Genomic DNA, 26,934 nt, shown 5'->3' with positions numbered 1-26,934 from the left:
GTCCCGCCCGTCCAAAAAGGACGGGCGGGACGCCCATCCCACAAACTTGTGGAAGTTATTTAATTCTCATTCCTTATAGGGTGTCTAAAATACAACCAATTCCCGCTTCATGAAGTACAGTAGCAACAGCTTGTCAACCCCTTTGTGAATTATTTAGTATTGAGTAAATAAGCGTCCAGTAGCAAGTAAAACATCAAGCTGGAGTGGTAGTGGTTGGAGAGAAATGACGTAAAAAAGCTTTCAGTTGTGACCACCATAATTCTATCGGATTAAAGTCTGGAGAATAGGGTGATAAATTGAGTAGACGCTTAGCCAGCCGATTGAATCAAGGGATCAATAGGAGAAGGGATTTTGGCTTGAGCACTAGGGAGGAAGGGAAAATCGCCGCCACTCAGCGCGGCTAGAAGTGAGAAGAGTAACGTCGAGCCAATGGTTTGCAGTTTCATCGTTTTTACTTCCTCCGTCAGATACATCACCTGAGCCAATATAGCAGTTATCAACCGCATAAGGTACACTCAGTAAAATTCATTAGCGTTTTGGCCTCGTACACACCAATCCTCTACTATTATGAGGGCGAGCAACTCATAACATTTTAAGGTAGCTCAAAGCTTGGTTCAAAAACTCGCCCATTGGCTAAGCTGCTACGCATTTAAATTGAATCCAGAGACGGGCAGGATGCCCGTTCCACAATAATTGTAGAAAAATTGAGTGTCAAATTAGGTGCACAACAGCTTAGGGAGAACTAAAAAATCTAGCTTCCCTTTCTACCGATGGCGGATTTTCCTTAAAGTTGGTTGGAAAAATTGATGTGATTGAACAACTGCTGGATAAAAAAATGATGCTACTTTAAAATAGTTATGCCAAGGCTTTCAAAAAAAGACCCCAATAAAATTCAGTATATCTTATTACGCGATCGCCCAAAAAACATTGAATTTGAATTCAAATTTCTCCCTTCACAGGCAAAACGATCGCAAACTCAGTGCCAACTCCAAGCTCTCCCTTCACCTCAATGCTTCCGCCATGTTTCTCTACCGCAATCTGGTGGACAATTGTCAACCCCAATCCCGTTCCCTTTCCGACACCTTTCGTCGTGAACAAATGGTCGAATATCTGCTGTTTAATTTCCTCTTTGATTCCGATGCCGTTATCAGCAATTTTAATTTTAATGTACCCTTCGCCGACTAGCTCCGTGCAAATCGTGATGCGGTTGGGATTGGCGGTAATTTCGCTAAAACTGCGTCCTATATTTGACTCTTCTAAGGCATCGATCGCATTGGCAAGCAGGTTCATGAAAACTTGATTCAATTGACCGGGAAAACATTCGATTTTAGGGAGATTGCCGTATTTAGTTATCACTTCGATCTGCGGGCGGTGTTCGTTTGCTTTGAGACGGTGTTTCAAAATTAAAATAGCGCTATCAATGCCTTCGTGAATATTAAAAGGAACTTTGTAGTCTTTGTCGCCTCGCGAGAAGGTACGCAAACTGTTGCTGATGCTGCAAATGCGATCGCATCCAAGTTGCATTGAATCAATCATCTTCGGTAAATCTTCCAAAAGATAATCGAGGTCTATCTCTTCGGCGTGGTCGGCTATTTCCGATTGGGATGCACCGGAGCGATACAATTCTAAGTGTTCGATAACATCTTCCAAACTTCTTTTACCTTCGCTTAAATTGCCAGAAATAAACCCAATCGGATTGTTAATTTCGTGGGCAACTCCGGCGACTAAATTACCCAAGGCAGACATTTTCTCACTTTGCACGATTTGCAGTTGTGCTTGTTGTAAATTTTTTAAAGTTCTTTCTAGCTGTTGATTTTGCTCTTGCAAAAGTTCGGCTGCTCGCTTGCGATCGGTGGCATCAACAGCCAAACCAATAATCCCGATTGTCTCGCCCAGGGAATTTTTTAACTGGACTTTCGTGATTTCTAAATCGTGTAGTTTGCCGTCAACAAGTCTGAGAATTTCGCTGGAGTAATGCGGCAAATCTTGAGCAAGGCAGGCGGCATCGGAAGCCAGACAGCCCGCTGCATTCTCCCCCAGTATATCTTTATAATGATCGACAGCTAGGAAATCGCTCAGAGACACGCCCACATCTTGAGAAAATGTCTTGTTCAAAAACTGTACTTTACCACTGAGATTCACCATCCAAATCCAAATCGGAGCGACATCAAGAATCGCTTGGAGCATTGTTTTCTGATCTGCAAGCTGAGCTTCGGTTCGACTAATTTTTACTAGCGATCGCTCTAATTGTAGGTTGTAATCCTGATATTTTTTATAGAGTAGAGCATTTTGCAAACAGATGGCTGCCTGGGAACACAGGAGATTGAGAAGTTGCAGGCGATCGCGGGTAAAAACTTTGGCGGTTAAGCGGTTTTCCAGATACAAAATGCCGACTAAGTTGCCTCGATCGAGAATCGGCCAACACAACAGGCTCTGCGGTTGGTATTTGAGGATGTAGGAGTCGGAATCCCAATCACGTTGTTGAGCGAGATCCCGAACAATCACAGGTTTCAATAAATTTTTAACGCAGTCAACAATTGTGAGGGGCAAGATATCGCTGTTTTCATCGAGTTTTGCCGATGATAAGTTGATCGCCCATTCGAGTCCCGAATTGTCGATCGCGCTGGTAGCCGCGATTTCCCATTGATTGCCATTTGGCAAAATCAGCGCCCCTTTGTTAGCTGCTGTATTTTTCATCGCCAGTTGCATCAGTTTGGCAATCAGTCGATCGAGTTCTCTTTCACTAGAGAGCCCTTGACAAGCTTTTAGCAGTGTTGAAAAATTCCCGAAATCTGAGACGCTCGCCGAAACAGACGGAGGAATGGATGGATGAATGGATGGATGAAGCGATTGATTTTGCCCAGCATGTGTGGGAAAATTTGCTAATGGATTTGCAGGGAGTTTGGCGGGTTCTAAAATCGGTTTTAATAATTGAGGATAACGTTTTTCTAAGTCGTCAATTTTTGCTCTATCTCCCCAGCGGACATAGCAATCATAGGCATCTATCATGTAGAGTCTGGCAATTTTTTCTCTTCCCAACGACAGGTAAAACTTAGCAGCGAGTTCGCAGGCAAGAGCTTCTTCATTGACATATTCGTTAGCTTTAGCTCCGGTAATAGCTCGATCGTACAGTTCCATTGCTTCTGCTGTCTGTCCCAAAACGCCGAGCAATTCTGCCTCAACCAGATCGAACTTGTGTTGGTAATTGATCGGCGTATGGTGCGCGAATTCTTTGAGTTTTTTCTGACTAGCCTGAACGCGCTTAAGGATTTGTTGGCGCTCCGCCGGTGTGGCATCTGCATAGAGTGCCAAATCGGCCAGAGCATCATGAAAGTCGTGCATCATAGTTACTAGCATCAAAACAGAATTCCCAAGATAAGGTTTGCCTCCATTTCCCCTGTCGATTGGCGGTGGATTACGGCTCGAATATATCCCGAATCCGTGGCCTCTTTTTGCTAAAATTTATACACCTCCATCTGGCAGATAACAGTCTAGATTAATTGAAAGATTGGAATGTTTAATGTATTTGTAAATAACCGGTCTGCGTTCAAGTTCGTCGAGAATGTCTGTTCGGTTGAGGACTATTTCTCCCGATGCAATTAACGGTCGCTAATGCAACTTTATTCGATTGTGGCAGCACCGCGTCCCGGAAATCCTCCGCCACCACGACGTAGGTTTGAGAATTTTAGCGGCGGGTTGTCGGTCTTTCTCGTGCACGAACGGATCGATAGCCGATCGAGAATCTGTGTACAATTGCGCGATCGGGCGATATCCCTGCCTTACCGCAGTCAAATCTACTGCATCTACTATGGCGTCCATATCCGCTGGCCTCCACCCAGACATTAAGGTAACAAAACGTAGTGTATCTATCTTAGGGCATAAATACCATAATTTTCCAGCGGTCGATCAGAAATTCTACTTATTATGTGTTAATAAAAAACATTTTATACTTTGGCGATCGGGATTAAAGCTTTTTACTTACGTATAAGTTTCTGCTGTTAATCTCAAATGCGATTCAATGAAGGCGTAATACGGTAGAAACGCTGCCTTATCATGTCTTGAAAAATACAATTGCTAATTAAGTGAATTTAATATAGCGCGATCGACCAACTTTCCGCTACTATATGGAAAATTTTTTACCTTAAAAAATGAAAATACAATGTATAGAAATAATAAAAAATCCGTCGTGAAAGGAGTGACACTCCACTCCCCCCTAGAAAAGGACAGGGCCGTTGCATTGTGGTGAAACCCCCCTGCACTCTACTTCCGGGCTAATAGCCCTGCCAGGGGTTAAAACCCAATCAAATATTAATAGGCAGTAGTCTTCACATGACCGAAAGCATCCAGGATACAAGCCCCCGTATTCATCCGTGGGGTCAATGCTTCAATTCTTTAATCTAAAATCTAAAATCTAAAATCTAAAATCGATTGACCGAAAGCATCCAGGATACAAGCCCTCGGATTCATCCGTGGGGTCAATGCTTCAATTCTTTAATCTAAAATCTAAAATCTAAAATCGATTGACTTTACCTAGATTCCGACAGGGGTTTTAACCCCTGTCGGAATGTAGCTTCCCGAGAAGGAAACAGCGTTATTTGAGATTAGTCGTCTGTCGCTCTTTTTGTCGCTCGTTGAGGTCAGTCAATATCTCGACTCACTTTCTAGGGAACCTTGTCCGATGCCTCTTCAGCGTTCTATCTTGCATCTCGTGCTGCATCATTGATATTTTCTTGGCCGCCGCTGGTACCATATCTCAGAGACTCAGTACCCTCTGATACTCTTTCTTTTGCTCCCTGGGTGGCTTCTTTAACAATATCTTTTGCTCCCTGCAAGCCTTCGCGAGTGTTTTCTTTAAGATTAGAAAAGCCTTGTTTGGTTTTGTCGCCCAAGTTATCAGCTTTGCGCTGGGCGGTGCGAGCATCTTCCTTCACCTTGTCCCCAATTTGGCCTAGTTTCTCAGGCGCGTCATCCGCTACCCGCCGTACATTTTCGCCTACATTGTTGCTAGATTTCGTGTCAATGCGGTGCTGCGCTTCCTCTTTGAGAAGCTGAGCTTTTGCTTCTGTTGTTGTAAGCTTTTTGTTTCTGGGATCGACATCGGGGTAGTCGTTCATGCCGCCTTTGAATTCGGACGTTACAGCCCCGGTCGGTACTTCTTCTCTAATTTGGTCGGCTGTTTTTCCTACCCTCGCATCAGCTTTTCCTGCCATCACATCCGTTTTTCCTGCCGCCACACCAGCGCCGCTGCAGGCCGTACTCACTAATACTAAAATGCCAGCCAGAAACACGGTTAAAATTTGTACAGCTCGAATTTTTTTCAGAAATGCAGTTAGTCTCTTCATAAAAATGCTCCTTTCTATTGTGAGATTCTCAAATGCCTTGTGGCTTTGTAGATGTCTAGCCTTACCAAATTAGGCACTTAAACACTTTTTTAGTATACGAATAGAAACAGGAGCTTTTCATCTATCTCAAGTTAGATTCCTGAAGTTATAGTAGAAGGAAGAAGGAAGAAGGAAAAAGGAAGAAGGAAGAACGAAGAAATAACAAGGAAGAAGGCTCTTCGGCTTGGCGAGCGGATAGAAATCAGCAATCAGGAAGAAGGAATGGACAATCCTCAATATTTTACCCATTATTAAAAGTCGCAGCACCCCCCACGGGACAAGGCAACGCCGTTTCCCTACATGGCTGTTGGGTTCTGTGTGCGCGCACTAGGTTGAGATGTTTTGCGTTTTTTTAAGTTAAAAAAAAACCTTCCGGTCAGGAACCAGAAGGCAGTGGATGTATGATCTCAAGTACAACAAGGTCTTTAATCGCAATTGTCGTGGCCTATCCCGATCGCACACATCTGTCTAATGGCTGAAAGTATCTGTACAGTTGCTAAGGATTTTGAATCGCTGTTTTTAGACTTTTGCAGAATTCACCGATCGCCTCTAAACCCTGTTCTGGAGTTCCTTCGGCCAAGCGTTTGACAAAAGCACTACCAACAATCGCAGCATCTGCACCCCATTCTTTCACTTGGCGAGCGTGTTCGGGTTTCGATATACCAAACCCGACGCCGATGGGTTTGTCGGTGACGGCGCGAAGTTCTTGCAGCAACTCTTTTGCTCTCGTTTCTAAGCCTTCGCGTACTCCCGTAACCCCCGTCACGCTGACTAAGTAAATAAATCCTTGAGACTGACGAGCGATCGCTTCTATACGACTTTTGGGACTTGTCGGAGCAACTAATAATGTTAGTTCAATCCCTAATTTGTTGGCAGGTTGGATGAGACTGTCGGCTTCTTCTAAGGGCAAGTCTGGTACAACCAATCCCTGAACTCCAGCACTTTTGATTTGCTGCAAGAAGGTTTCTATACCTCGGTACAAAATCGGGTTGTAGTATGTGAAGAGAATGATGGGCGATCGCAAATTCGGACTAACTTTCGCTACCATTTCCAGCACCGAATCTAACCGCGTTCCCCGCTGTAGAGCCCTTGTAGCAGCAGCTTGAATCACCGGCCCGTCAGCTAGCGGGTCAGAATAGGGAACGCCAAGCTCGATCGCGTCTGCACCGTTATCATCCAAAATTTGCAGTGCTTTAGCCGTTGTCTCCAAGTCTGGGTCGCCAGCAGTAATAAAAGGAATCAATGCACATTGGTGGTTCTTGCGTAACGTTTCAAAACAATTAGAAATAGTCATTAGGCAGTTGTCAGTTGTCTGGTGTCAGTTGGCAGTTGGCAGTTGGTTGTTGGCAGTTGGTTGTTGTCTGGTGTCAGTTGGCAGTTGGTTGTTGGCAGTTGGTATTAGCTAATAACAACTAATATCATGTCCGATCGATTAACCATAATATCCCGGTCGGGGCGGGTTTTTGAGATTGTCAATTATTAGCAGGTATTGTTGGCGAGGGGAGCCCCTACAAAAAGCGCGATCGCTCGACCGGACATGATATAACCACTGACAACTAACAACTAACCACTAACCACTGACAACTGACAACTAACCACTAACCACTGACAACGGACAACTAACCACTGACTAATTATCTTTTTCCAGCTCAATTTCGGCTTGAAGTTTGGCTAATTCTTCAGGAGTGAGTGCATCTAGCTGCTTCTGCAAGACAGCTTCTTTGTAGTCTTGCAATTGCTGGCTGTAGGTCATATTTTGAGTCAGTGCTCGAAATAAATAAGTCACCAGCCAGCCAATCAAGCCGGCGACCAAAAATAACTGACTCCAAATCCCTGCATTCATGCTGTCGAGTCCGGCAAATTGCAGTAGCAAGTAGACAAACCCACCTGCTACAAAAAAGCCGACACTGATTCCAATTACGTCAATACGTCGCATTTATGCTTCTATCTGCCGCCGTTTGGGCCGAAAATTCAAAAACGGAGCTAGCAGAAACATACCTGGGAAGAAGAAGAACATCAAGAAGTACATGAAGCCGCGCTCAAAAGAGGTAGCGACGTACCAGCGGCTGTTCAGGTAAGCGTAGGTGGCGGCGGGTACTACCAGGAGGTAGGCTCCTGCCAAGACGGCGTAAAGCAGTAAGGTAATATACATTTTTTGCTCTAGAGGAATAATAACACGGGTAGTCGGTTGACACGCTCCGTTAGCTGGTTAACTATTGTACCGCTTGGGGAGAGCCAGCGCGACTTTTGGGAATTTTTTGATTAGGGGTTGCGTAAATTGGGGTTTTGCCTGTAGAATAAAAGGCTGTTGCTGTTAGTGGCTCAAAACCACAGCAGCTTGACCAAAGGGGGGCGTGGCGGAATGGTAGACGCTACGGACTTAAAATCCGTTGACCCGAAACGGTCGTGTGGGTTCAAGTCCCTCCGCCCCCATCCATTTCAATCATTTGTGATTCAATGGTTTCAGATTTATTGTCACCAATAGTTCTGTTTTCCGCTCGATTTTCGCGCTAATGGTTTTTTACTATGTCCAAAAGCGCCTCTATATCTGCCCAGTTCGCCCCGGAATTTTTACGTCGGGTATTCAACTGGTTGAGCAAAGCGGCTGGTTTGGGAAATTGGGCGACGGTGGGAACCGATTTTTTATGTTCATCCCGCCCCGCGTAATATTAAGCTGTTGTGCATTTAAATTGAATGTCAAAAAATAATCAAGCGTCTTGTGGGGTGGGCGTCTCGCCCGCCCTGAATATGCAATTTAAATGCGTGACAGCTTACGCAGCAACTGGCAAAGTAATCACAAATTCCGTGCCCTGTCCTATTTGAGAATTTACCTCAATTTTGCCTTGATGCTTGGCAAGGATTTGATAGGAAATAGCCAATCCTAGTCCAGTGCCTTTGCCGATCGACTTTGTAGTAAAAAATGGGTCAAAAATCTGTTGGGCACTGGCGGAGGCAATTCCGGGCCCGTTATCCCGAATCTTGACGGTGACAGTATTGTCTGCCGTAACTTCCGTGCTAACCCAAATCGTTGGCGAATAGCCTTTTTCTTCCTTTTTCACCTCTTCCAGCGCATCTATTGCATTGCCTATCACGTTCATAAATACTTGATTTAGTTGGGCTGGATAGCACTCAACCGCAGGCAATTTGCCGTATTGTTTAATAACTTGAATACCTTGTTTGAGCCGATGATTGAGAATTACGAGGGTGCTATCAATTCCTTCGTGAATGTCGGCTGCTTTCATTTTTCCGTCGTCGCATCGCGAAAAATTCCGCATGGAGACGACAATTTCGCGAATGCGATCGGCTCCCATTTTCATCGAAGAGAGGGTTTTTGGCAAATCTTCTCGGAGAAATTCGAGTTCAATGTCTTCGATGCGCTCTAGAATGGCATCTGGTGGGTTGGGATAATATTCTTGATAGAGAGTTACCAAATCTACCAAATCTTTGATGTATTGGTTGGCATAGTCAATGTTGCCCCCGATGAAATTGACAGGATTGTTGATTTCGTGGGCTATCCCTGCAACCATTTGACCGAGAGATGACATTTTTTCGGTTTGAATTAATTGGGATTGAGTTTCTTTTAGTTCTTTTGTATACTCGCTAACTCGCTGAATTAATTGATTGAAAGAGACCGCTAAGACTCCGATTTCATCGTCGGTTGTGACTGGTACTTGCAGGTTAAAATTCGATTCGCGAGTGACTTGCTGAGCCACATTAGTGACGGTTTCGAGGGGTTGGGCGATCGCGCGGCTGGTTTTGTCCGCCAGTGCGACAGCGATGAGTGCTGAAATTAGCATACTTCCGAGAATAATTCGGTTTCGCAAATTTTCAGATTCTTCTAATGCTTGGGTTCCTTCCTGTTTGTGAAGTTCTACTGTTGAAATTAGGTCAGTTAAACGTTGAGCAAGGTTATCTAGTACGATCGCCTCTTGGCCGCTGCTAGTCCTCAACATTTGTAGCTGTGCGGACTCGATGCTGTTGGGAGGCAAGTTCCAAACTTCCGCTTCTTTTAACTGCAATTTAATTAGCTGACCGTAGTCATCAATGACGAGGGCAGATTTCTTCAATATAGCCTGCAATGCTGCCTCTTCTGTTGCTAGTCTCTTGGGATGTTCTCGTGCGAAAGATTCAATTTCTGAAATCAGGATTTTCGCCTGAGTGATTTGCCCGAAAAAGCGATCGTGTTCGTATTGCAGCAACACCGTGTTTCCCAAAACGGCCGGCAATCTCGCCGCGTGCGATCGGGCTTCAAATACGGTATTTTGCAAATTTTGCAGCATTTGCTGCTGCTGCCCAGCAACATTTACCTGAACTAAAGCTTGCTTGTGAAAGTAGTCTCCCAATCTCAGTCCCCCACCAGTTCCCAAAATCGCTATGCCGATAGCTAAAGCATAGCCATAGCTAATTTTTTGACCGATCCGCAAACGGTTGCATTCTGCCTTTAGCCCAGTTATATTAATAGTTGATTTTTGTAACAAATGTTTTTGAGCATAGTGCTCTTGCTCTACCTTGCTATTCTTGGACTGACTGTGGTTAAATAATAACATTGGAAGTTCCTCCCAAACAAATCAGGAGTAATTGAGCGAAGAAAAGCAGAATGCACTTATGCTGAAGGTCGAAAGCAGTTGTGAGTGTTGAAGTTGGAATTTTGAAATCTTTAGCTCAAAACTCACCCCTCAATACTCAACGCTTCCCCTAGTATCTCTCTTTTTAGGCTAGAGTGTTTGTGATCTCTATCAACAATTTATGTGATTATACGCAAATTTACAAAACTTAGGGTGACAGCGATTAGTATTTTTAGTCTGTTGGGACACCAGGCCCAACTACCGATTCTTGCCGTTTTTCTTTTTCTGCCAGTTCTAGGTTTAATTCCAGCACTTTTGGTAAAATATCGTCGCTGTCAGTAAATCCGTAAGCTGCATTACATTCGCGATCGAGCTTAGCATGAAGTTTATAAAGTTGACTTGTTGGCTCTTCAAAAAATTTATTGTAAAGTTGAGTAATTCCCCACTGCTTTGCTGACATTTGTTGAGTGCGGTATTGATGCAATTCGACCGCCGTTGCCCGAATTTGCTCTACTAATTGACGAGTCGGTGTCTGGGGAAATGGGAAAGTTTCAAAGCAGGTATTGTGGGTGTATGCGATATCTCCTTTGAGAGTTGATTTTTGAGCGTGCATCCAAATTCGGTGAATTTTAGATGAGAGAATGCCGAGAAGATAAAAGTCTTCTGAGGCAACAACTATTGATTTGTCCCCTGGCAGCCAACTAACGGGGGCGGGAATGAAGACAGCCCACTTTGAGACTCTCGGTACAGTGAAGTAGTGAGATAAGGGGGCGATCGCCTTTCTCATTGCTGGTCGTTTTTCGCCATATTTCCACCAATTAACTTTAGTTACTTCTCTGCGGTTTTTATCACGTTCTAGCTTGACATGAGCTTTCACATACTCAAAAGGCAGCACATATTCACTCGCTTCTTCAATGTTCATATCATTGAAGTCAATAATCCACCGTTCCGGCATACCGTTAGGATTCTTTGCTAGATTAGCCCCCATTGAAAAAAGTTTAAGAACCTCTTGATTTTTCGCATCAGCTTTAATCCAATCATTAACCTGTTGTTGAGTAACGATAAATCCCATTCCCACCGGAATTACACCTTGAAAGCATTTATTTAAATTCGCTGACAACCGGGCAGCTTGAGAAACATCAATCGTAGCTTGCAGCGAAGAGTTGATACTAGAAACCGCGAGGTTATCTAAATAATAAAGTTTCGGCTTTTCCTTGCTCCAGTTAATCAAGCTGACATGAACCTTAGCTTCCCCAGACCAAGGCTGAGTAGAAACTGCTGCATAAATGTGACCGCCATTTTGCGCGACATAATCTAAAGCAGCAGCGCGGCTTTTTCCTTGACTGATTGAATTAGTAGCCACTAAACCAGCCCTGCCATTGAGTTCTAAATTATTGTGAGCTATGCGAAACCAATAAGCACAAAAATCCACCGAATCTTTCACATCAGGAAAGCGTTTAAACACGCGGTCAATATATTCATCTCCCAGGGCAATCCTCATGTGCTTTCCGCCTAAAAACGGAGGATTCCCGATAATCGCGTCAGCCTTCACCCAATCAGTAAATAAGGCATCCTTACAGACAATATTTTTATCCAAAGTATCTAAAGGCAGAGAAGGTTCTTTCAATCCCAAATTATCGATCGCCACCTTGCGGCCAATCATCAACGTCACCCGCGCCAACTCCACCGCAAACGAGTTAATATCCATGCCGTAAAATTGCAGCGGCGTGACTAAATTCATATAACCTCTTGTACCGTCTAACTCGTTTAGCTTATCTAAAAGTAACTTTTCAACTTGCTTGAGTTCCTGATAAGCTACATACAGAAAATTACCCGAACCGCAAGCCGGATCTAGGACGCGATAGCGACCTAATTCTTGGTGCAGATTTTGCAGTTTGGCTACGGTATTTGCAGCGTTAATTCGATCTTCCCAGTAATAACTAATTGTGGGCAAAACAATGCGGCGAATGTCTCCCTCTGTAGTAAAGTGAATCCCGTAGGCACGGCGCTGTTTTTTATCGGTTTTCAAAGCCGATTCAAAGATATTGCCAAAAATAGAAGGGCGTACCTGACTCCAGTTTTGTTCGGCACAAACTTCTAATATTTTCAACTCTCCCTGTTGCAGTTCAATGGGGTGTATTTCCGAAAATAATCCGCCGTTGAAATACTCGACTCCTTCATAACGTCCTTCCGGCGTGACTCCCTGCTGATTCATTGCTTGAAATAAGCCGCCCAAGACATCGTAAGAACTTGCTCCTTCTAGGCAATCTTTGACGCAGCGAGTAAAGAGTGCCGGCGGCAAAAGTCCCCTATCTTCGGCAAACATTGCTAAGACGCACTGCAACACAAATCGCTGTGCTTGAAACTGATTAAATTTAGCAAATTTGCGCTCTTGGCCGCGCTCGATTAGCATTTCCAGCAGCATCCCCATTCTGCTAGCAGCTTTTTCGGTAATCTCGACTTGGTTGTTTTTGAATATGGGGCGGCGGCTAGTAGATTCCATGAAGGCAAAAGCGGGCGATCGCGCGGGCAATTGCTTTAGGGATATAATGTCTACAGGCTGATCCGGCTGAAGGTCGAAATCGTAAATGTGAAACTCGTCAAAATTGCACATCATCACGTAGCGCGGGCGATCGTCTTTTTTGAGGCGAATATAATAGCGTTCTGTTTGGGTGCGGTGTTCTCTTTTAGTCAAGTCTTCGCCGCGCTTTTTCATTTCAATCAAAACGTGCTTTTTCCACACCAAATCAGCAAATCCCATTTGACCTTTTTTGCTGCTTTTTTCTATGCGTTCCTCATAGGTTGCGCCTGCTTCTATTGCCCCCTCGTGGCCGAAAGCCTGAAAGAAGCGGTCTAAAAATACTTGTGCTTGTCCTTTTTCATCGCCTGTAATGTGTTGCTGGCAGTAGGTGACGAATTTCTGGAGGCTTTCAGGGGTTGCTGGCATGGGAGGATAATTTAAAACGCATATTAATTAGTATAATCTGGTTAGAAGTTACGCAGCGATCGCTTAAAATTTCGATACTCCCTAGCCTTTTTTCAAGAGAGTAGAATTGATTCATACTTCCTTGGCCCGCCAGGCCCGCCACGCCCGCCAGGGACTGAAGTCCCTGTCTAATAGCAAAAGTCGGTTGAAACCGACTGAAATACAGGACTTACGCACAGCAAGCAAATACTAACTTTACAGTCCTCTTAAGAGGACTTTCGCTTTGAGGCAGGGAATTCATTCCCTGCCGGACTATCGGACTGTCGGAATATCAAACTGCATCAGTGACCGATCATCCAAGGTCGTCCCCCTCGGTGTTCACGATTCCGCTGCGGTTTAGGTTCCTCAGAACGCTTAACTACCTGCGGTTCCCGATTTTCTTGACCTTTCAACCGCAGCTTTCCAGTTAGAATCATCGGTGGCGAAAAGATGCGTTTAGCAACAGTTTCGCAATTCGGGCAAAGCACCGGTGTATCTGCTTCTGCAAGAGGGCGCCACTTATCAAAAATGCCGCAAGTTTCACACTTAAAATCGTAAAGAGGCATATCAATTTTTGATTGTAGATTTGGATGCAATGACTAGGGCGGGCCGCGCATTTGTGTTAATTTAAGTTCAACTTAAGGTCAAAGTTAGTATCAGTCTGCTGTCTGAGTCACATTCCTCTAGATCCCCCCTAGCCCCCCTTAAAAAGGGGGGGACAAGAGCGCTCAAAGTCCCCCTTTTTAAGGGGGATTTAGGGGGATCTAGACTCGGATAAAAGCGAGAGATACAGAGGGCTTTAGTCTTAAGTTCACACCCCCTTGACTGGCCCGGCCCGCCCTACTAATTAAGATGGCAGAATATCCATCTCGAAAATTTCTGTCGGTAAAGCAATAGTGCAGCAAGCATTGGGAATATCCACAATGCCGCTGATGCGACCCTCAACCGGAGCACAACTTAAGAGCAAATACGCTTGTTCTCCGGTAAAACCAAACTTTTTCAAATATTCGATCGCATTCAAACAAGCTCGGCGATAAGCAACGTGGGCATCCATATAATACTGCTGACCCGTAAATTCATCAACAGAAATCCCTTCAAAAACCAGGTACTCAGAATAGCGGGGTTCCACCGGCCCGGGTTTGAAAATCGGGTTGACCATCGCGTATTTATCCATGCCACCTTTGATAATATCAACGTGGAGGTCGATGTACCCCGACATTTCAATTGCCCCGCAGAATGAAATCTCCCCGTCTCCTTGAGAAAAGTGAATATCTCCCATCGAAAGTTTCGCGCCTTCGACATAAACCGGGAAATAAATTCTCGAACCCCGCGACAGGTTTTTAATGTCGCAATTGCCGCCGTGTTCGCGGGGAGGAACAGTGCGCGCCGCTTCTGCCGCAACTCGCTCGAATTCTGCCCCTTGCAGCGACCCCAAAACTGCATTCTTGGGGTTCGGCAGTGCTGCTAAAGGCGGCACTCGATCGGGATTTGTTGCTACTAATTCCGCTTCCCGTTTGTTCCATTTATTCAACAATTCCTGAGAAGGAGCGCAACCGATTAAACCCGGATGAGTAATCCCCGCAAACCTGACTTTTGGTATGTGTCGGGAAGCGGTATAAATTCCCTGAAAATCCCAAATTGCTTTAGCAGCAGTCGGAAAATGTTCGGTCAAGAAACCGCCGCCGTTTTCTTTAGCAAAAATTCCCGTAAAACCCCATTCGTCCCCTTGCAAAGCCCCGATATCCAGGATATCGACTACTAGAATATCCCCCGGCTGCGCGCCGTTAACGTAAATTGGCCCGCTCAAAACGTGAACTACTGTTAAGTCTACATCGCGAATGTCGTCGGGATTGTCGTCATTTTTAATTTGTCCGTCTGTCCAGTCTTTGCACTCGATGCGAAATACATCGCCGGGATTGACGGAAACTACTGCTGGAATATCTGGATGCCAGCGATTGTGACCGACTAATTCCTGTTCTGACATCGGTTTGGTCAAGTCAACTTTGAAGAGAACTTGAGGCATATTCTGCACTCCTCTAGTTACTGATTTTTACATGGTACGCGCATCTTCGCCGATCTGATGGTTGATAAATGTAAATTCTTATACTAATAAGTGCAGAAACCAAAAATATTTCAGATAACGATTATCATTATTTAACTAATTGCAGGGAAGCGCCGCAGTCGTGGTATGTTTTTGATAGTGAATGTTTTTAAATTTTAAAATTAGTGACTGAAAATTTGACCAAACAACATATAGAGCAAGTTGAAAATGGATGGCACGGCAGCCTGGATTTAGCCTATGCTAACCGCAGCGGTGCAACTCAAATCATTCACAATCAAATGCAAGCGCCCCTAAAGGTACAGCGCCCGTTTTATCCTGAAGGTAAAGAGATTTGTCACAGCGTCATCTTGCACACGGCTGGGGGAGTTGTCGGGGGCGATCGACTTTCCAGCCATTTTCACCTCCAACCCAACGCGAAAGCCTTGATTACCAGCGCCGCCGCTGGTAAAATCTATCGCAGCAGCGGACTAGAATCACAACAAAATATTGACATCAAACTAGAACCCGGTGCTAATTTAGAATGGCTGCCACAAGAAACTATAGTTTTTGACGGCGCAATATATAGGCAAAATTTGCGGGTAGAATTAGCACCAACAGCGAGAATTTTACTGTGGGAAATTACCAGATTTGGACGCAGTGCTAGGGGCGAAAAGTTCTTGTCTGGAGAATGGATCTCGCACACCGAAATCTGGCAACAAAACAGCCCTTTATGGATTGACAGACAATTGCTCAAAGGAGGAGAAAAAATGCTCGAAAGTCCTCACGGTCTCGCAGGAAAACCCGTAGTCGCCACCCTCGCTTGGGTAGGCGAACCCGTTACAGCCGAACTCGTGGAAAAAGTGCGAAATTTGCCATCTGAGGCAACAATTTATCCTGGTAATTCCACCGTCGGCGTGACTCGTATTCCTAACGGTTTGCTGTGCCGATATCGCGGTACATCCACAACCGCAGCTAGAGACTGGTTTGTCAGCATTTGGCACTTGCTGCGCTTATCTTTTTCACAACGCCCTTGCTGTTTGCCCAGAGTTTGGATAAAATAGGATGATCTTTGAGTTTCAATCTATAGTTGCCCTCCTAACTAGATTATTCATCTCTCTCTTCTCTGACTCTGCGCCCTCTGCGCCCTTTGCGGTTTAATCATTCAGAAACAACCGTAAACCATATCATAACCAAATAATGCGATCGCACTTACCCGAATAAAAATGCAACTCACCCCCCAAGAAAAAGACAAACTGCTGATTTTCACCGCCGCCCTGGTAGCAGAGCGCCGCAAACAAAGAGGTTTAAAATTAAACTATCCAGAAGCACTAGCCTACATTTCAGCCGCCATTTTAGAAGGAGCCAGAGACGGCCTCACCGTCGCCGATTTAATGAGTTATGGAACAACTCTCCTGACGCGGGAAGATGTGATGGAAGGGATAGCAGAAATGGTGCATGAAGTCCAGGTTGAGGCGACTTTCCCCGACGGAACTAAGTTGGTAACAGTCCACGATCCGATCCGTTAAAAAATTAACCACACAGACTCATAGGAGGAAAAGATGATTCCCGGAGAAATGATTGTTTCAGCAGGTGAAATAGAACTAAATGCCGATCGCCCTACGCTGCGGTTGCTTGTAGGAAATACGGGAGATAGACCCATTCAAATCGGTTCCCACTATCACTTCTATGAGGCCAACGAAGCCTTAGAATTTAATCGAGAACAAGCAAAAGGAATGCGATTGGATATCCCCGCAGGTACAGCAGTCAGGTTTGAACCTGGAGATGAAAGGGAAGTGCAATTAGTGCCGTTTGTTGGTACTCGTCAAGTCTACGGCTTTAATGGAAAAGTGAATGGTGAGTTAGATGGATGAGAGACAATTAGACTATTATAGGACTTACGCGAAAAACCCAGTTTCTGAGAAAAATTGTGCATCTATGCGAGAGATATTGACAGAGAAACCTGGTTTTTGGCAGCCGTGCGTAAGTCCTGTATTATCAACAATATTACTAAAACGACAGGTAGCGAAATGACACCGCACTCCCGAATAACCTCAATCAAAATTCAGGGTTATAGACCATTCCGAGATTTTACTGCTTTATTGGAACCAGTAGAAATTATTGTCGGAGCTAATGGTTCTGGGAAATCAAGCCTGTTTGAGTTTCTAAAATTTTTGACCGACAGTATGGAAAGCGAGATTCCTAACGAAATTATTAAGGGTTCTATCGGTCAACAGATTTTCCATATTCCCGGCTCAGAAAAGTTTGAATGGGAGCTTAAAATTGATACAGGTGAGTCTAATATCTCCTATCAAGGAGAACTCATGGGGCCGAGAAGCAATCCGCAAATTTCTTTCGAGCGAGTGGAGTCATCTCAACATTTATTCATGGATATTAAAGGTACTGAAGGTTTGTATCGCGAACCAGGATATGCAGAGACAAATCGCGTATTTCCAAAACGCAATCAACTCGCACTCAGGACAATAACAAATCCAGATTTAGCAACTCTCTATAAACTACGAGAGTATATCGGGGGTTGGAAATTTTACAGTTCATTTAACATTGCTAATCACAAAATTCGCAAATCTGTTCTCATTGAACAAGAACCAGTGTTGGATGAAGATGCAGGCAATTTGAGTTCAGTATTACACTATTTAATGACTGAACATAGCGCCGTTTTTGATGACCTGCAACAACATTTACAATCAGTTATTCCAGGATTCAAAAAATTGACTGTAAAAGCTCGCGGCGGGCCTGGAGAAGTTATCGCATTTTGGCAGGAAAAGGGGATTAACCAGGATTTAAGTCTTGCGGATTTATCCGATGGTATTCTAAGATTAATTTGTTGGATTTGTCTTTGTTTGCACCCGAAACCACCCTCTCTAATTTGTATTGATGAGCCGGATCAAGGTGTTCATCCTCGGACACTCCCTCTTTTAGCAGGATTGTTTGAAAAAGCTGCTGAACGCACTCAGGTTCTTTTGGCTACTCATTCTTCTTATTTTTTAACCCAATTTGATATTTCCCAAATTGCTGTGGTGCGAAAGGAGAATGGAGAATCAAAGTTTATTAAACCTGGTAATTCCAAAGTTTTAACAGATATGCTTGATGACTTTGGGACAGAGGAAATTGAAAAACTCCACCGCAGTGATGAATTGGAGCTTCTACCATGAGGGTAATTATCTATGTAGAAGGGCCATCAGATAAAAATGCAATGGAAGCATTGTTAGTAAATTTGATTGACCAAAAATCTGAAGAAGGTGTCAGTATAGAGTTTTTTCCAATCAAAGGAGAGAACAATGATAGAGGAGGTGACGCTAAAAAAGAGTTGCTGCTGAATGCTCCAATAAAAGCTGTTAATATTCTTTGCAGGACTCCGAATTCAATTGTAATTCTGTTGCCAGACTTATATCCTAAGAATAAAGGGTTTCCCCATGAGACTTTTCAACAGCTAAAAGCTGGAATTAGGGAGAATTTTTATCAAGCATTACAAAAGAAAGGTATTCAGGATGAACGTCTCAAAGAACGCTTCAAAGTTTTTTGTTTTAAATACGAAATGGAAGCTTTGATTTTGGCGGCTGAATCTGCATTACGAGGTAAACTAGGAGTTACTTCTCTAGCTGTCACCTGGACAATACCAGTAGAAGACCAAAATCACGATCGCCCCCCCTCGAAAATTGTAGAGCAACTTTTCCGAGATGCTGGCAAAGGATACAATAAAAAAGTGGATGCAAAATTGATACTAGGGAAGACTTGGTATCAAGAAATTGCCGAGAAATGTCCTCAATGTTTCAAACCATTTGTTGAGTTTATAGAAGGTATACAAACGGAAAATTTTTAGCATAAATTAATGTATACTCAAGCATTGGGGCAATGAGAAAAATTCTCGAAAATTTGATGAGGAGCTAATTAATATGAGTTACAGAATGGATCGCCGCGCCTACGCGGAAACTTTCGGGCCGACTGTGGGCGATCGCGTCCGGTTAGCCGATACAGAATTATTCATAGAAGTTGAAAAAGACTTCACAACCTACGGGGATGAAGTTAAATTTGGCGGTGGCAAAGTCATTCGCGACGGCATGGGACAGTCGCCTATTTCTAATGCTGATGGTGCGGTTGACACGGTAATTACTAATGCTTTAATATTGGATTGGTGGGGAATTGTTAAAGCAGATGTTGGGATTAAAGACGGGAAAATTTACAAAATTGGTAAAGCCGGAAATCCTTACATTCAAGATAGGGTAGATATTATTATCGGGCCTGGTACTGAAGTGATTGCCGGTGAAGGAATGATTCTGACTGCCGGGGGAATTGACACTCACATTCACTTTATTTGTCCGCAGCAAATTGAAGTGGCGATCGCCTCTGGAATCACGACAATGATCGGCGGCGGCACTGGCCCCGCAACGGGTACAAACGCCACAACTTGCACTCCGGGGCCTTGGCATATGTACCGAATGCTGCAAGCTGCTGACGCTTTCCCCGTAAATCTAGGGTTTTTAGGTAAAGGAAATAGCAGTCAACCTCAAGGATTAGTCGAACAAATCTTTGCCGGTGCAATGGGTTTGAAACTCCACGAAGATTGGGGAACTACACCAGCAACGATCGACACTTGTTTGAGTGTCGCTGACGAGTACGATGTGCAAGTTGCAATTCACACCGATACTCTCAATGAGGCGGGATTTGTGGAAGCTACAATTGCCGCATTTAAAAATCGCGCTATTCATACTTACCACACCGAAGGTGCTGGCGGCGGACACGCACCGGATATTATTAAAGTGTGCGGACAAGCTAATGTTTTGCCCTCGTCAACTAACCCGACTCGCCCTTACACTGTCAATACTTTAGAAGAACATTTAGATATGTTGATGGTTTGCCACCATTTGGATCGAGGCATTCCTGAAGATGTGGCTTTTGCTGAATCGAGAATTAGAAGGGAAACTATTGCTGCTGAGGATATTTTGCACGATTTAGGTGCGTTTAGTATGATTTCTTCTGATTCTCAGGCGATGGGAAGAGTTGGAGAGGTGATTATTCGGACTTGGCAAACGGCACATAAAATGAAGGTTCAAAGGGGGAATTTACCCCCCCTAACCCCCCCTTACCAAGGGGGGGAAACAAGAGGGATAACCCCCCCTTACCAAGGGGGGGGAACAGAGGGGATGAATGACAATTTTCGGGTGAAGCGGTACATTGCGAAATATACAATTAATCCGGCAATAACTCACGGAATTAGTCAGTATGTCGGTTCGGTGGAAGAGGGGAAATTGGCGGATTTGTGTTTGTGGCGGCCGGCTTTTTTTGGGGTGAAACCGGAACTGGTAATTAAAGGAGGGGCGATCGCCTACGGGCAGATGGGAGATGCTAACGCCAGCATTCCGACGCCGCAACCGGTGCATATGAGGCCGATGTTTGGCAGTTTTGGCGGTGCGATTGGGGCGACTTGTCTGACGTTTGTTTCCCAAGCTGCGCGCGATCGAGATATTGCCGCACAGCTCGGTTTGCAAAAGCCCACGGTAGCAGTTTCCGGCACCAGACAAATTACCAAAAGAGACATGAAACTCAACGATTATTTGCCACAAATGGAAGTCGATCCAGAAACTTATGAAGTCAGGGCGGATGGGGAATTGTTAACTTGCGAACCGGCAACAGTTTTGCCAATGGCGCAGCGATACTTTTTGTTTTAACTGATATTTTGCACCATTGTCAGCAACAGGCAAGATGCCTGTTCCACAACATATAAATTTTCTTGTGGAACAGGCACCATTTTCAGCAACAGGCAAGATGCCTGTTCCACAACATATAAATTTTCTTGTGGAACAGGCATCTTGCCTGTTCCTAAACAATTAATTGAAAAGGGTGCAATATCTCAGTTTTAACCGATTATACAATCATGTAGGGGCGGGTTTTACCAACAATATTTGCCAAAAATCGACAATCTCAAAAACCCGCCCCCACGCAACGACCAATTTTCATCTTACTTCATTCGGGATTGGATTTCCTGTTAGAAAAATTGAGCGATCGCACTATCAAACCCTGACACAAAAACCAAAAATAAAGTGCAATATTAATCCCGCTCAACAGCTTCGGTATTCCCTCCAGCAAGATCGAAACAATCTCGTTTTTTAAAGGCAGCGCTTCTGCAAAAAAGGCAACAAATAACAAACCAACGCCACTCAGCAGTAAAGGATAGGGAGTCGAGCGAATTTGTTTCCGAAAAGCTAATCCGTATGCAATTGCCAGGACAGCGTAAAATATGACAATTGCCGCTTTCGGAAAACCCGCACGTCCCAGATGAACGTGGGTGCGAAAAACTTCATTGAACAGAAAGCAACCTGCAAACAGTGCCGAATATAAAATAAATCGATTTTCTGGGCGATCGGGTTGAATAATTCTCAGCAATCCAAAGGTAAAAGCGCACACCATTACCGATAAATAAAATAACATTTGAAACGCCAAAAAAAAGAAACCTGCAGCCGGATACGTGGCAGAACAAGGCGGCAAAAATAACCCTTTTACTGATGAACCGAACAAACTCAGACACGCCGTCACTAGCCCAACTAGCACTAAAGTTAGACTATTGAACAACAATACAGTTCTGTAATTTGCCATAATTAATAACTAAAAGCTAACAACAGTATATTGCGCGTCAAACCATTTTTTGCTAGGGCTTTTGCACGGGGGTTCAGAAACCGGTTTTTTTAGGAAAATACTGCGTTGTGACTCGCAGATTCGCTAAAAAACCCGGTTTCTCTGTCGGAGTGCGTAATTCGCGATCGTGTTCTTTGAGTAAAGGTGAGATATTAGGTTTCCTAGGTGTTATAGGGAGTTGTAGAAAAGATATTTACTCCCGGTGCAACTACCTAATTCACAGGTGTGGAACCTGCACGGTTAGAGGATTTATCTCTCCTGCCATTTATATCAATTCCTCCCACAGCAATTCTGCCGCGATGGGCATTCATAGCTGGATAGTCTGGTGCACAATAGTCTGGACTATTCACTCAACACGCTCTAATTTAATCGCGACTCTCCTGGATTTGTGGTGGAAACATTAGTGTTAGCGTGTCGCTAACGCAGGTAATATGCCCCCACCACGGGAAGTTTTATTTTTATTTATTATCACCTAAAACTCAGGAGAGTCTTAATCGCTCGGTAAACTCAATTTTAATACCTGTCCAACAGATACCTCGTGCTTGTGCGTCGCTACTACCACCGCACCTTCTAATCGCGGATCGTAACATCCGACCCAAGCTGCAGGATGACATTCGTGCACTAAATACCCGTACAGCCAAATTGCTCCTCTACCTTCAATGACAATTCCTTGGCTTAATTGAACGTCTTGAGGAAGTTTCAAACCTTGTAAATCATCGGGTGTGATAATACCGTCTTGAGTTGTAATTCGCAAGCGCAAATGTTGGTAAGCTAAACCGTCTTGAGTTTGATTGGGGATTATTTTTAATTCAATAGGATTCATTGGATGCACAAATGTTGAATGCTGCGATAAAATCATATACCTTTTAGGGTAAATTGGGAATCCGATCGCCAATTTTGAGTCCCAATTGGGCCGCCCTTCCGCCTCTGAGTTCAATAACTCCGTCAACGGGAACATCCGGGCCGTAGTTGGGGCAGGTTTCGGTCAAACACGGCGGTACGTTAGGAATTATCGCCTGCACGACGCCTTCCCGCAGAAAAACCATATCCAGCTCAATCAACACGTTTTTCATCCAAAAACGCACGTTTCGCGCGGGTTCGATGGGGAAAAGCATTCCTCTGTCGTCTGGCAATTCTGTGCGAAACATTAAACCTGTGGCTTGTTCTTGGGGAGTTTGCGCCACTTCCAGTCCGATCGCGCGATCGGCTATAATCGTGTTAACCGAAATTGGCAAAAGCTGACCCATATCTAGTCCGCCAAACAGCGACATAAAGTTGGATTCAGTCAGATTAGAATTTCCCGAAACAACTCCTAAATAATTACCAGAGTTTTTATCTTTCATAATAGTTTGGTTGTCGGAAACTGAAAGCTCTAAATCGCTAATTTTCATGCCTTCTGTCAAGACAATTTTATCATTGCCGTTGCCAAAATCTGTAATTATATCGGCTTGAGTAATAGTAGATGTGGCGGCGGTTTTTTTCATCACAAATAAATCCTCCCCCGCGCCTCCTGTCAAGATATCCTTGCCTTCGCCGCCTATTAGCAAATCGTTACCCCGATCGCCAAAAATCCAATCCGACTCTTGTCCTCCATAGATTGTATCGCTTCCCTGCCCGCCAGACACCGTATCAGCCCCTTCATTTCCTGCTAGCAAGTCATTTTCCCGATCGCCAAAAATTCGGTCATTTCCCCCCAAACCTTGAATAGTATCATTACCCGCAAATCCTTTAATCGTGTCGTTGCTGAGACTTCCAAGGAGAAAATCGAAGCCGAAAGTACCGTCGATGTTAACCATTTTGCGTTTAATAGAAGGAAGATTTGGCGATCGGCATCCGCCAACCGGTACCAAAAGCTCGATCGCTAATTTTCAAACCAGGGGCTGCTTGCCGCCGTTTAAACTCCGCTTGCCTCACTAATTTTACTACCCGTTTAACCACGGCTTCATCGTGTCCGGCAGCGACCATTTTTTGGGCAGATTCGTGATGTTCTATCAACCGATACAAGATGTCATCCAAAACATCGTAATCCGGCAAAGAATCTTGGTCAATTTGGCCAGGTTTCAGTTCAGCACTCGGCGCTTTATTAATAATATTAACCGGAATAATTTCCTTGCCCAGGGGCGGGCATGGGGGTGGGTATGGAGAGGGCGGGCACGGGGGCGCCGCCCCTACATATCCGCCAGAATTCAGCCACCGACAAAGCGAATAAACGCGAGTTTTCGGCACATCAGAAATCACCGCCAATCCCCCATTCATATCGCCGTAGAGAGTGCAGTAACCCACCGCCATTTCCGACTTATTGCCCGTCGAAAGCAGCAAATGTCCGAACTTATTAGAAATTGCCATCAACAGATTGCCACGAATCCGCGATTGAATATTTTCCTCAGCAATCCCGAAAGTTGTATTGACAAACAAATTGGCGAGAGTGCGATCGTAAGTTTCCATCAAATCGCCGATCGGCAATTGTTCGATCGCGATGCCCAGATTTCGGGCTAATTCCACAGCATCATTAACCGAATGATCCGAACTGTAAGGAGAAGGCATCAACACCCCTAGAACATTTTCGTGCCCGATCGCGCAAGTGGCGATCGCAGCCACCAAAGCCGAATCTATCCCACCGCTCAAACCGAGTACAACCTTAGAAAAACCGCACTTGCGGACATAATCTCGCACTCCCAAAACCAAAGCCGCCCAAATTTCTGCATCTCCAACCGCCGGATAAAAACTCAACGGCGCCGCATCAATTCCTGCTGCACTTTGCTGATTGCTGCCCACTAAATCTTGTTTAGCTTGGTCATATTCCAGCACCACAAAATCAGTTTCAAAAGAAGCTAATACCTCAATCAAATCACCCTTTCGATTCACAGCAAAACTGCTGCCGTCAAAAATAATATCGTCATTTCCGCCTACCTGATTAGCGTAAATAATCGGTTTCCCGCAGCGGATGACGCTGTGCTGCAACATAGCCGATCGCACTCCCCGCTTTCCCGCAGAATAAGGCGATGCCGACAAATTCACCACTAAATCTACACCCAATTTTGCCAAATCGGAAACCGGATCGCCCGCGTAACTGCGTTTACCCCAAAACTCCTCATTGTTCCACAAATCTTCACAAATTGTCACGCCGATTTTGACTTGGCCAATAGTAAAATAATGGCTGTTTTCTCCCGGTGCAAAATATCTATCTTCATCAAATACATCATAAGTAGGCAACAAGCGTTTATGAAAAACTTGTTTGACCACGCCATTTTGCAACAAAACAGCGCTATTAAACAAGGATTTTCCGCCTAGTTGAACAGCATTAGCATTAGGTAAGGCAGTGCCTGCTATGACTGCCAACTCCGGTGGCAAAGCTTGCGCCAGTTGCAGCAACTGTGCACCTGCATCTGCAATGAAACTCGGATTGATTAACAAATCGCGCGGCGGATAACCGATCAGGGAAAGTTCCGGTGTTAGCAATAAGTTTGCGCCCTCAACCTCAGCTTTTTTCGCAGCCTCCAGAATTAGGTTGGAGTTGCCCAAGATATCACCAATAGTAGGATTGAGTTGTGCGATCGCAATTTTCATCTCACCAAATCACCTAATAAATATTGCTAACAGTCCGCCCGCGCGGACTCACTTTCCTATAGTCCTAGATTTGAATGTAGCGAAAGATTACTTGGATTTGTAATGTTTCAACTCTTCTTCAATATAATAATTTACCAAATCCCGGTAAATATTTTCAACCACATCAGGATTCAAACCCGATTCTTGAGCCCACTCGCGCCGCTGCTGTAACATATCGTGAAAGCGATCGAACGATTTAACGCTAGCTTCACTCGTTTTGAACCTTGCGGCCGCGATGACGTATTGAAATCTCTTGCTCAAAGCCTCGATCACTTCTCGATCGATGATATCAATTTCCTCCCGAACTTCGTGAATATTAGCGCATTCATCAGGGTCTTTCATCGTCTGCACTCCTTAATAGCTTCTATTCTAATGTTACTAAATTGATCCCCGAATGTCATCTAAGTAACAGCTAGATAAACACCAGTGGCTTATTTTTGAAAGGAGCAAAAGCGGCCGCATCAAAGCGGTACAAACTAGCAGGGCGGCCAGCCCCCCGCGAAACCTTAACACCGGTATCGCACAAAAAACCCAATTTTAACAATCGAGATCTAAAATTAGAATAATCAGAAAAACTTTCCCCCAAAATAGTTGTATAAAGCTGATACAAATCGCTCAAAGTAAAAACATCCGGCAAAACTTCAAAAGCTACCGGACTGTATTCAAGTTTGTTACGCAGTCGCCGGTATCCGTATTCGAGAATTTGATTGTGATCGAAGGCCAGCTTAGGAACTTGTTGCACGGGATACCAAGCAATGCCGCCGACGCGGTGTCCGACACCCGCCACTACACTCCCAGCAATTAACTCAGCTTCCTCAAAGCGAACCAAAGCAAAATAACTCACCGAAAGATAACGATCGCCCCTGGTAACTTCCCGAGGATCGCGCCCCGGTTCTCCGAAAGTATACAATTGCTCCAGATACAAATTTTTTACCCGAATTTTCTCAGACAAAATCCGGTAAGCCGCATTTTCAAGAGACTCTCCGTCCCGCACCAAAGTACCAGGAAGACTCCAAGAATCCATAAACGGTTCGTCTTGCCGCATTACCAACAGTACCAACAAGCGGTTCTGCACGGCATCGACGGAAAAAATCACATTATCTACTCCTACTTTAAAGTCAGCTAATGAGCAACCTTCGCTCTTTTTCGTGCCTCGTGCCATGCGTACAAATGCTCCCTATTGATGTAATCTTCGATGGTCGGAGTCAGGGCTTGGGTGTCTCCTGTTTCCCGATAGAAGGTAGAAGAAACATTGGGACCATTCAAAGATGCGATCGCCACCTCTGCACCCATGCGCCTCAACTGCCACAAATCTAATTGTTCTGACGGATAACCCGGTCGCGGTACTATCAGCAAGTCCACTTGTTTTAACAATTGTTCAAATTTGTACCAGCGAGGCAGTTGCCCCACCAAGTCCGAACCTATTACCAGTGTCAAATCTGCATCCGGCCACAGCACTCTTGCTTGTTCCACAGTTTCTAGCGTCCTTGGACTGCTGAGCTCTGGATGCAAGCAAAGATTGTGTCTGGGCGAATTAATTTCTTGAATCATTAACAGCAGCATTGCCGATCGGTGTTCTAGAGAAGTTTGGTGCGACTTAAAAGGATTGTCCGACGCCCAAACTGCTACCCAATCAAAATGTTGGGAAAGCCAACTCAGAATTGTTTTGTGTCCTGCTGTGGGCGGATCGGCACTGGTTCCAAAAAGAGCAATCTTCTGCATAGGTAA

Annotated in this window: 26 protein-coding genes and 1 tRNA gene; 7 read left to right on the top strand and 20 right to left on the bottom strand. The window is 44.6% G+C overall.

Annotated elements, in window-relative coordinates:
- Positions 1-193: 193 nt before the first annotated feature.
- The 8 genes from QUB35_RS39210 to ndhL form a co-directional block, all read right to left on the bottom strand.
- Positions 194-316 (bottom strand): transposase, encoded by a 123-nt coding sequence (locus QUB35_RS39210; RefSeq protein WP_445252049.1) that lies wholly within the window; start codon positions 314-316, stop codon positions 194-196.
- Positions 309-446, bottom strand: a complete 138-nt coding sequence (locus QUB35_RS20860) for a hypothetical protein (RefSeq protein ID WP_333143663.1) — start codon at positions 444-446, stop codon at positions 309-311. Before QUB35_RS20860 ends, QUB35_RS39210 begins: the two co-directional genes overlap by 8 nt.
- A 493-nt stretch (positions 447-939) precedes the next feature.
- Positions 940-3,357 carry an ATP-binding protein gene (locus QUB35_RS20855; protein WP_333143667.1) on the bottom strand — a complete coding sequence of 806 codons (2,418 nt, stop codon included), beginning with the start codon at positions 3,355-3,357 and terminating at the stop codon, positions 940-942.
- A gap of 252 nt (positions 3,358-3,609) precedes the next feature.
- Positions 3,610-3,819, bottom strand: a complete 210-nt coding sequence (locus QUB35_RS20850) for a hypothetical protein (RefSeq protein WP_333143662.1) — start codon at positions 3,817-3,819, stop codon at positions 3,610-3,612.
- A gap of 875 nt (positions 3,820-4,694) precedes the next feature.
- A complete protein-coding gene (locus tag QUB35_RS20845) occupies positions 4,695-5,342 on the bottom strand; it encodes a DUF6658 family protein (RefSeq protein ID WP_333143661.1) in 648 nt (215 codons plus the stop codon).
- A gap of 535 nt (positions 5,343-5,877) precedes the next feature.
- Entirely contained in the window at positions 5,878-6,675 is a 798-nt protein-coding gene (trpA, locus tag QUB35_RS20840) for a tryptophan synthase subunit alpha (RefSeq protein ID WP_333143660.1), read from the bottom strand.
- Positions 6,676-7,011: 336 nt separating this feature from the next.
- Complete coding sequence (locus QUB35_RS20835) at positions 7,012-7,317, bottom strand: DUF3007 family protein (protein WP_333143659.1); 306 nt, start codon at positions 7,315-7,317, stop codon at positions 7,012-7,014.
- Positions 7,318-7,533 (bottom strand): NAD(P)H-quinone oxidoreductase subunit L, encoded by a 216-nt coding sequence (ndhL, locus tag QUB35_RS20830; RefSeq protein ID WP_193972727.1) that lies wholly within the window; start codon positions 7,531-7,533, stop codon positions 7,318-7,320.
- A 196-nt stretch (positions 7,534-7,729) separates the two neighbouring features.
- On the opposite strand from ndhL, the gene QUB35_RS20825 reads away from it, so the two are divergent.
- Positions 7,730-7,814, top strand: a tRNA-Leu gene (locus QUB35_RS20825).
- 338 nt (positions 7,815-8,152) lie between these two features.
- On the opposite strand, the gene QUB35_RS20820 is transcribed toward QUB35_RS20825, so the two are convergent.
- The 4 genes from QUB35_RS20820 to fmdA form a co-directional block, all read right to left on the bottom strand.
- Positions 8,153-9,928, bottom strand: a complete 1,776-nt coding sequence (locus QUB35_RS20820) for an ATP-binding protein (RefSeq protein WP_333143658.1) — start codon at positions 9,926-9,928, stop codon at positions 8,153-8,155.
- A 250-nt stretch (positions 9,929-10,178) separates the two neighbouring features.
- Positions 10,179-12,893: a DNA methyltransferase gene (locus QUB35_RS20815; RefSeq protein WP_333143657.1), complete on the bottom strand. Its 2,715-nt coding sequence runs from the start codon at positions 12,891-12,893 to the stop codon at positions 10,179-10,181.
- 320 nt (positions 12,894-13,213) lie between these two features.
- A complete protein-coding gene (locus tag QUB35_RS20810) occupies positions 13,214-13,477 on the bottom strand; it encodes a zinc ribbon domain-containing protein (RefSeq protein WP_333143656.1) in 264 nt (87 codons plus the stop codon).
- 281 nt (positions 13,478-13,758) lie between these two features.
- Positions 13,759-14,934, bottom strand: coding sequence for a formamidase (gene fmdA, locus QUB35_RS20805; protein WP_333105348.1), 1,176 nt, complete (start codon positions 14,932-14,934; stop codon positions 13,759-13,761).
- A gap of 203 nt (positions 14,935-15,137) precedes the next feature.
- On the opposite strand from fmdA, the gene QUB35_RS20800 reads away from it, so the two are divergent.
- The 6 genes from QUB35_RS20800 to ureC all read left to right on the top strand — a co-directional run bounded on the left by QUB35_RS20800 (position 15,138) and on the right by ureC (position 20,636).
- Entirely contained in the window at positions 15,138-16,013 is an 876-nt protein-coding gene (locus QUB35_RS20800; RefSeq protein ID WP_333143655.1) for an urease accessory protein UreD, read from the top strand.
- A 162-nt stretch (positions 16,014-16,175) separates the two neighbouring features.
- Entirely contained in the window at positions 16,176-16,478 is a 303-nt protein-coding gene (gene ureA / locus QUB35_RS20795; protein WP_006635319.1) for an urease subunit gamma, read from the top strand.
- Between the two features lie 33 nt (positions 16,479-16,511).
- Positions 16,512-16,823, top strand: coding sequence for an urease subunit beta (locus QUB35_RS20790; protein WP_333143654.1), 312 nt, complete (start codon positions 16,512-16,514; stop codon positions 16,821-16,823).
- 105 nt (positions 16,824-16,928) lie between these two features.
- Complete coding sequence (locus tag QUB35_RS20785; protein WP_333143653.1) at positions 16,929-18,122, top strand: AAA family ATPase; 1,194 nt, start codon at positions 16,929-16,931, stop codon at positions 18,120-18,122.
- A complete protein-coding gene (locus QUB35_RS20780; protein WP_333143652.1) occupies positions 18,119-18,790 on the top strand; it encodes a DUF4276 family protein in 672 nt (223 codons plus the stop codon). The genes QUB35_RS20785 and QUB35_RS20780 overlap by 4 nt, the downstream gene beginning before the upstream one ends.
- 73 nt (positions 18,791-18,863) lie before the next feature.
- On the top strand, positions 18,864-20,636 hold the full coding sequence (ureC, locus tag QUB35_RS20775; RefSeq protein WP_333143651.1) for an urease subunit alpha: 1,773 nt from the start codon (positions 18,864-18,866) through the stop codon (positions 20,634-20,636).
- Here ureC and QUB35_RS20770 read toward each other — a convergent pair.
- The 8 genes from QUB35_RS20770 to QUB35_RS20735 form a co-directional block, all read right to left on the bottom strand.
- Complete coding sequence (locus QUB35_RS20770) at positions 20,633-20,776, bottom strand: hypothetical protein (RefSeq protein WP_333143650.1); 144 nt, start codon at positions 20,774-20,776, stop codon at positions 20,633-20,635. The two genes, ureC and QUB35_RS20770, sit on opposite strands and share 4 nt — an antisense overlap.
- Before the next feature lie 155 nt (positions 20,777-20,931).
- Complete coding sequence (locus QUB35_RS20765; RefSeq protein ID WP_333143649.1) at positions 20,932-21,561, bottom strand: hypothetical protein; 630 nt, start codon at positions 21,559-21,561, stop codon at positions 20,932-20,934.
- Between the two features lie 529 nt (positions 21,562-22,090).
- Positions 22,091-22,423, bottom strand: coding sequence for a CRISPR-associated ring nuclease Crn3/Csx3 (gene crn3 / locus QUB35_RS20760; protein WP_190741266.1), 333 nt, complete (start codon positions 22,421-22,423; stop codon positions 22,091-22,093).
- 43 nt (positions 22,424-22,466) lie between these two features.
- Positions 22,467-23,396 carry a DUF192 domain-containing protein gene (locus QUB35_RS20755; protein WP_333143648.1) on the bottom strand — a complete coding sequence of 310 codons (930 nt, stop codon included), beginning with the start codon at positions 23,394-23,396 and terminating at the stop codon, positions 22,467-22,469.
- Positions 23,397-23,403: 7 nt separating this feature from the next.
- Positions 23,404-25,167: an NAD+ synthase gene (locus tag QUB35_RS20750; protein WP_333143647.1), complete on the bottom strand. Its 1,764-nt coding sequence runs from the start codon at positions 25,165-25,167 to the stop codon at positions 23,404-23,406.
- Between the two features lie 87 nt (positions 25,168-25,254).
- Complete coding sequence (locus tag QUB35_RS20745; RefSeq protein ID WP_333105335.1) at positions 25,255-25,548, bottom strand: isochorismate lyase; 294 nt, start codon at positions 25,546-25,548, stop codon at positions 25,255-25,257.
- Positions 25,549-25,618: 70 nt separating this feature from the next.
- Entirely contained in the window at positions 25,619-26,368 is a 750-nt protein-coding gene (locus tag QUB35_RS20740; RefSeq protein WP_333143646.1) for an NrtR DNA-binding winged helix domain-containing protein, read from the bottom strand.
- On the bottom strand, positions 26,329-26,928 hold the full coding sequence (locus tag QUB35_RS20735) for a nicotinate-nucleotide adenylyltransferase (RefSeq protein ID WP_333143645.1): 600 nt from the start codon (positions 26,926-26,928) through the stop codon (positions 26,329-26,331). The genes QUB35_RS20740 and QUB35_RS20735 overlap by 40 nt, the downstream gene beginning before the upstream one ends.
- Positions 26,929-26,934: the final 6 nt, after the last annotated feature.

The sequence above is a fragment of the Microcoleus sp. B13-B6 genome, from assembly GCF_036705405.1.
In the GTDB taxonomy this organism is placed as follows: Bacteria; Cyanobacteriota; Cyanobacteriia; order Cyanobacteriales; family Microcoleaceae; genus Microcoleus.
Note: the sequence above shows the minus strand (reverse complement) of the source record. Positions and strands in the feature narration are given on the sequence as shown.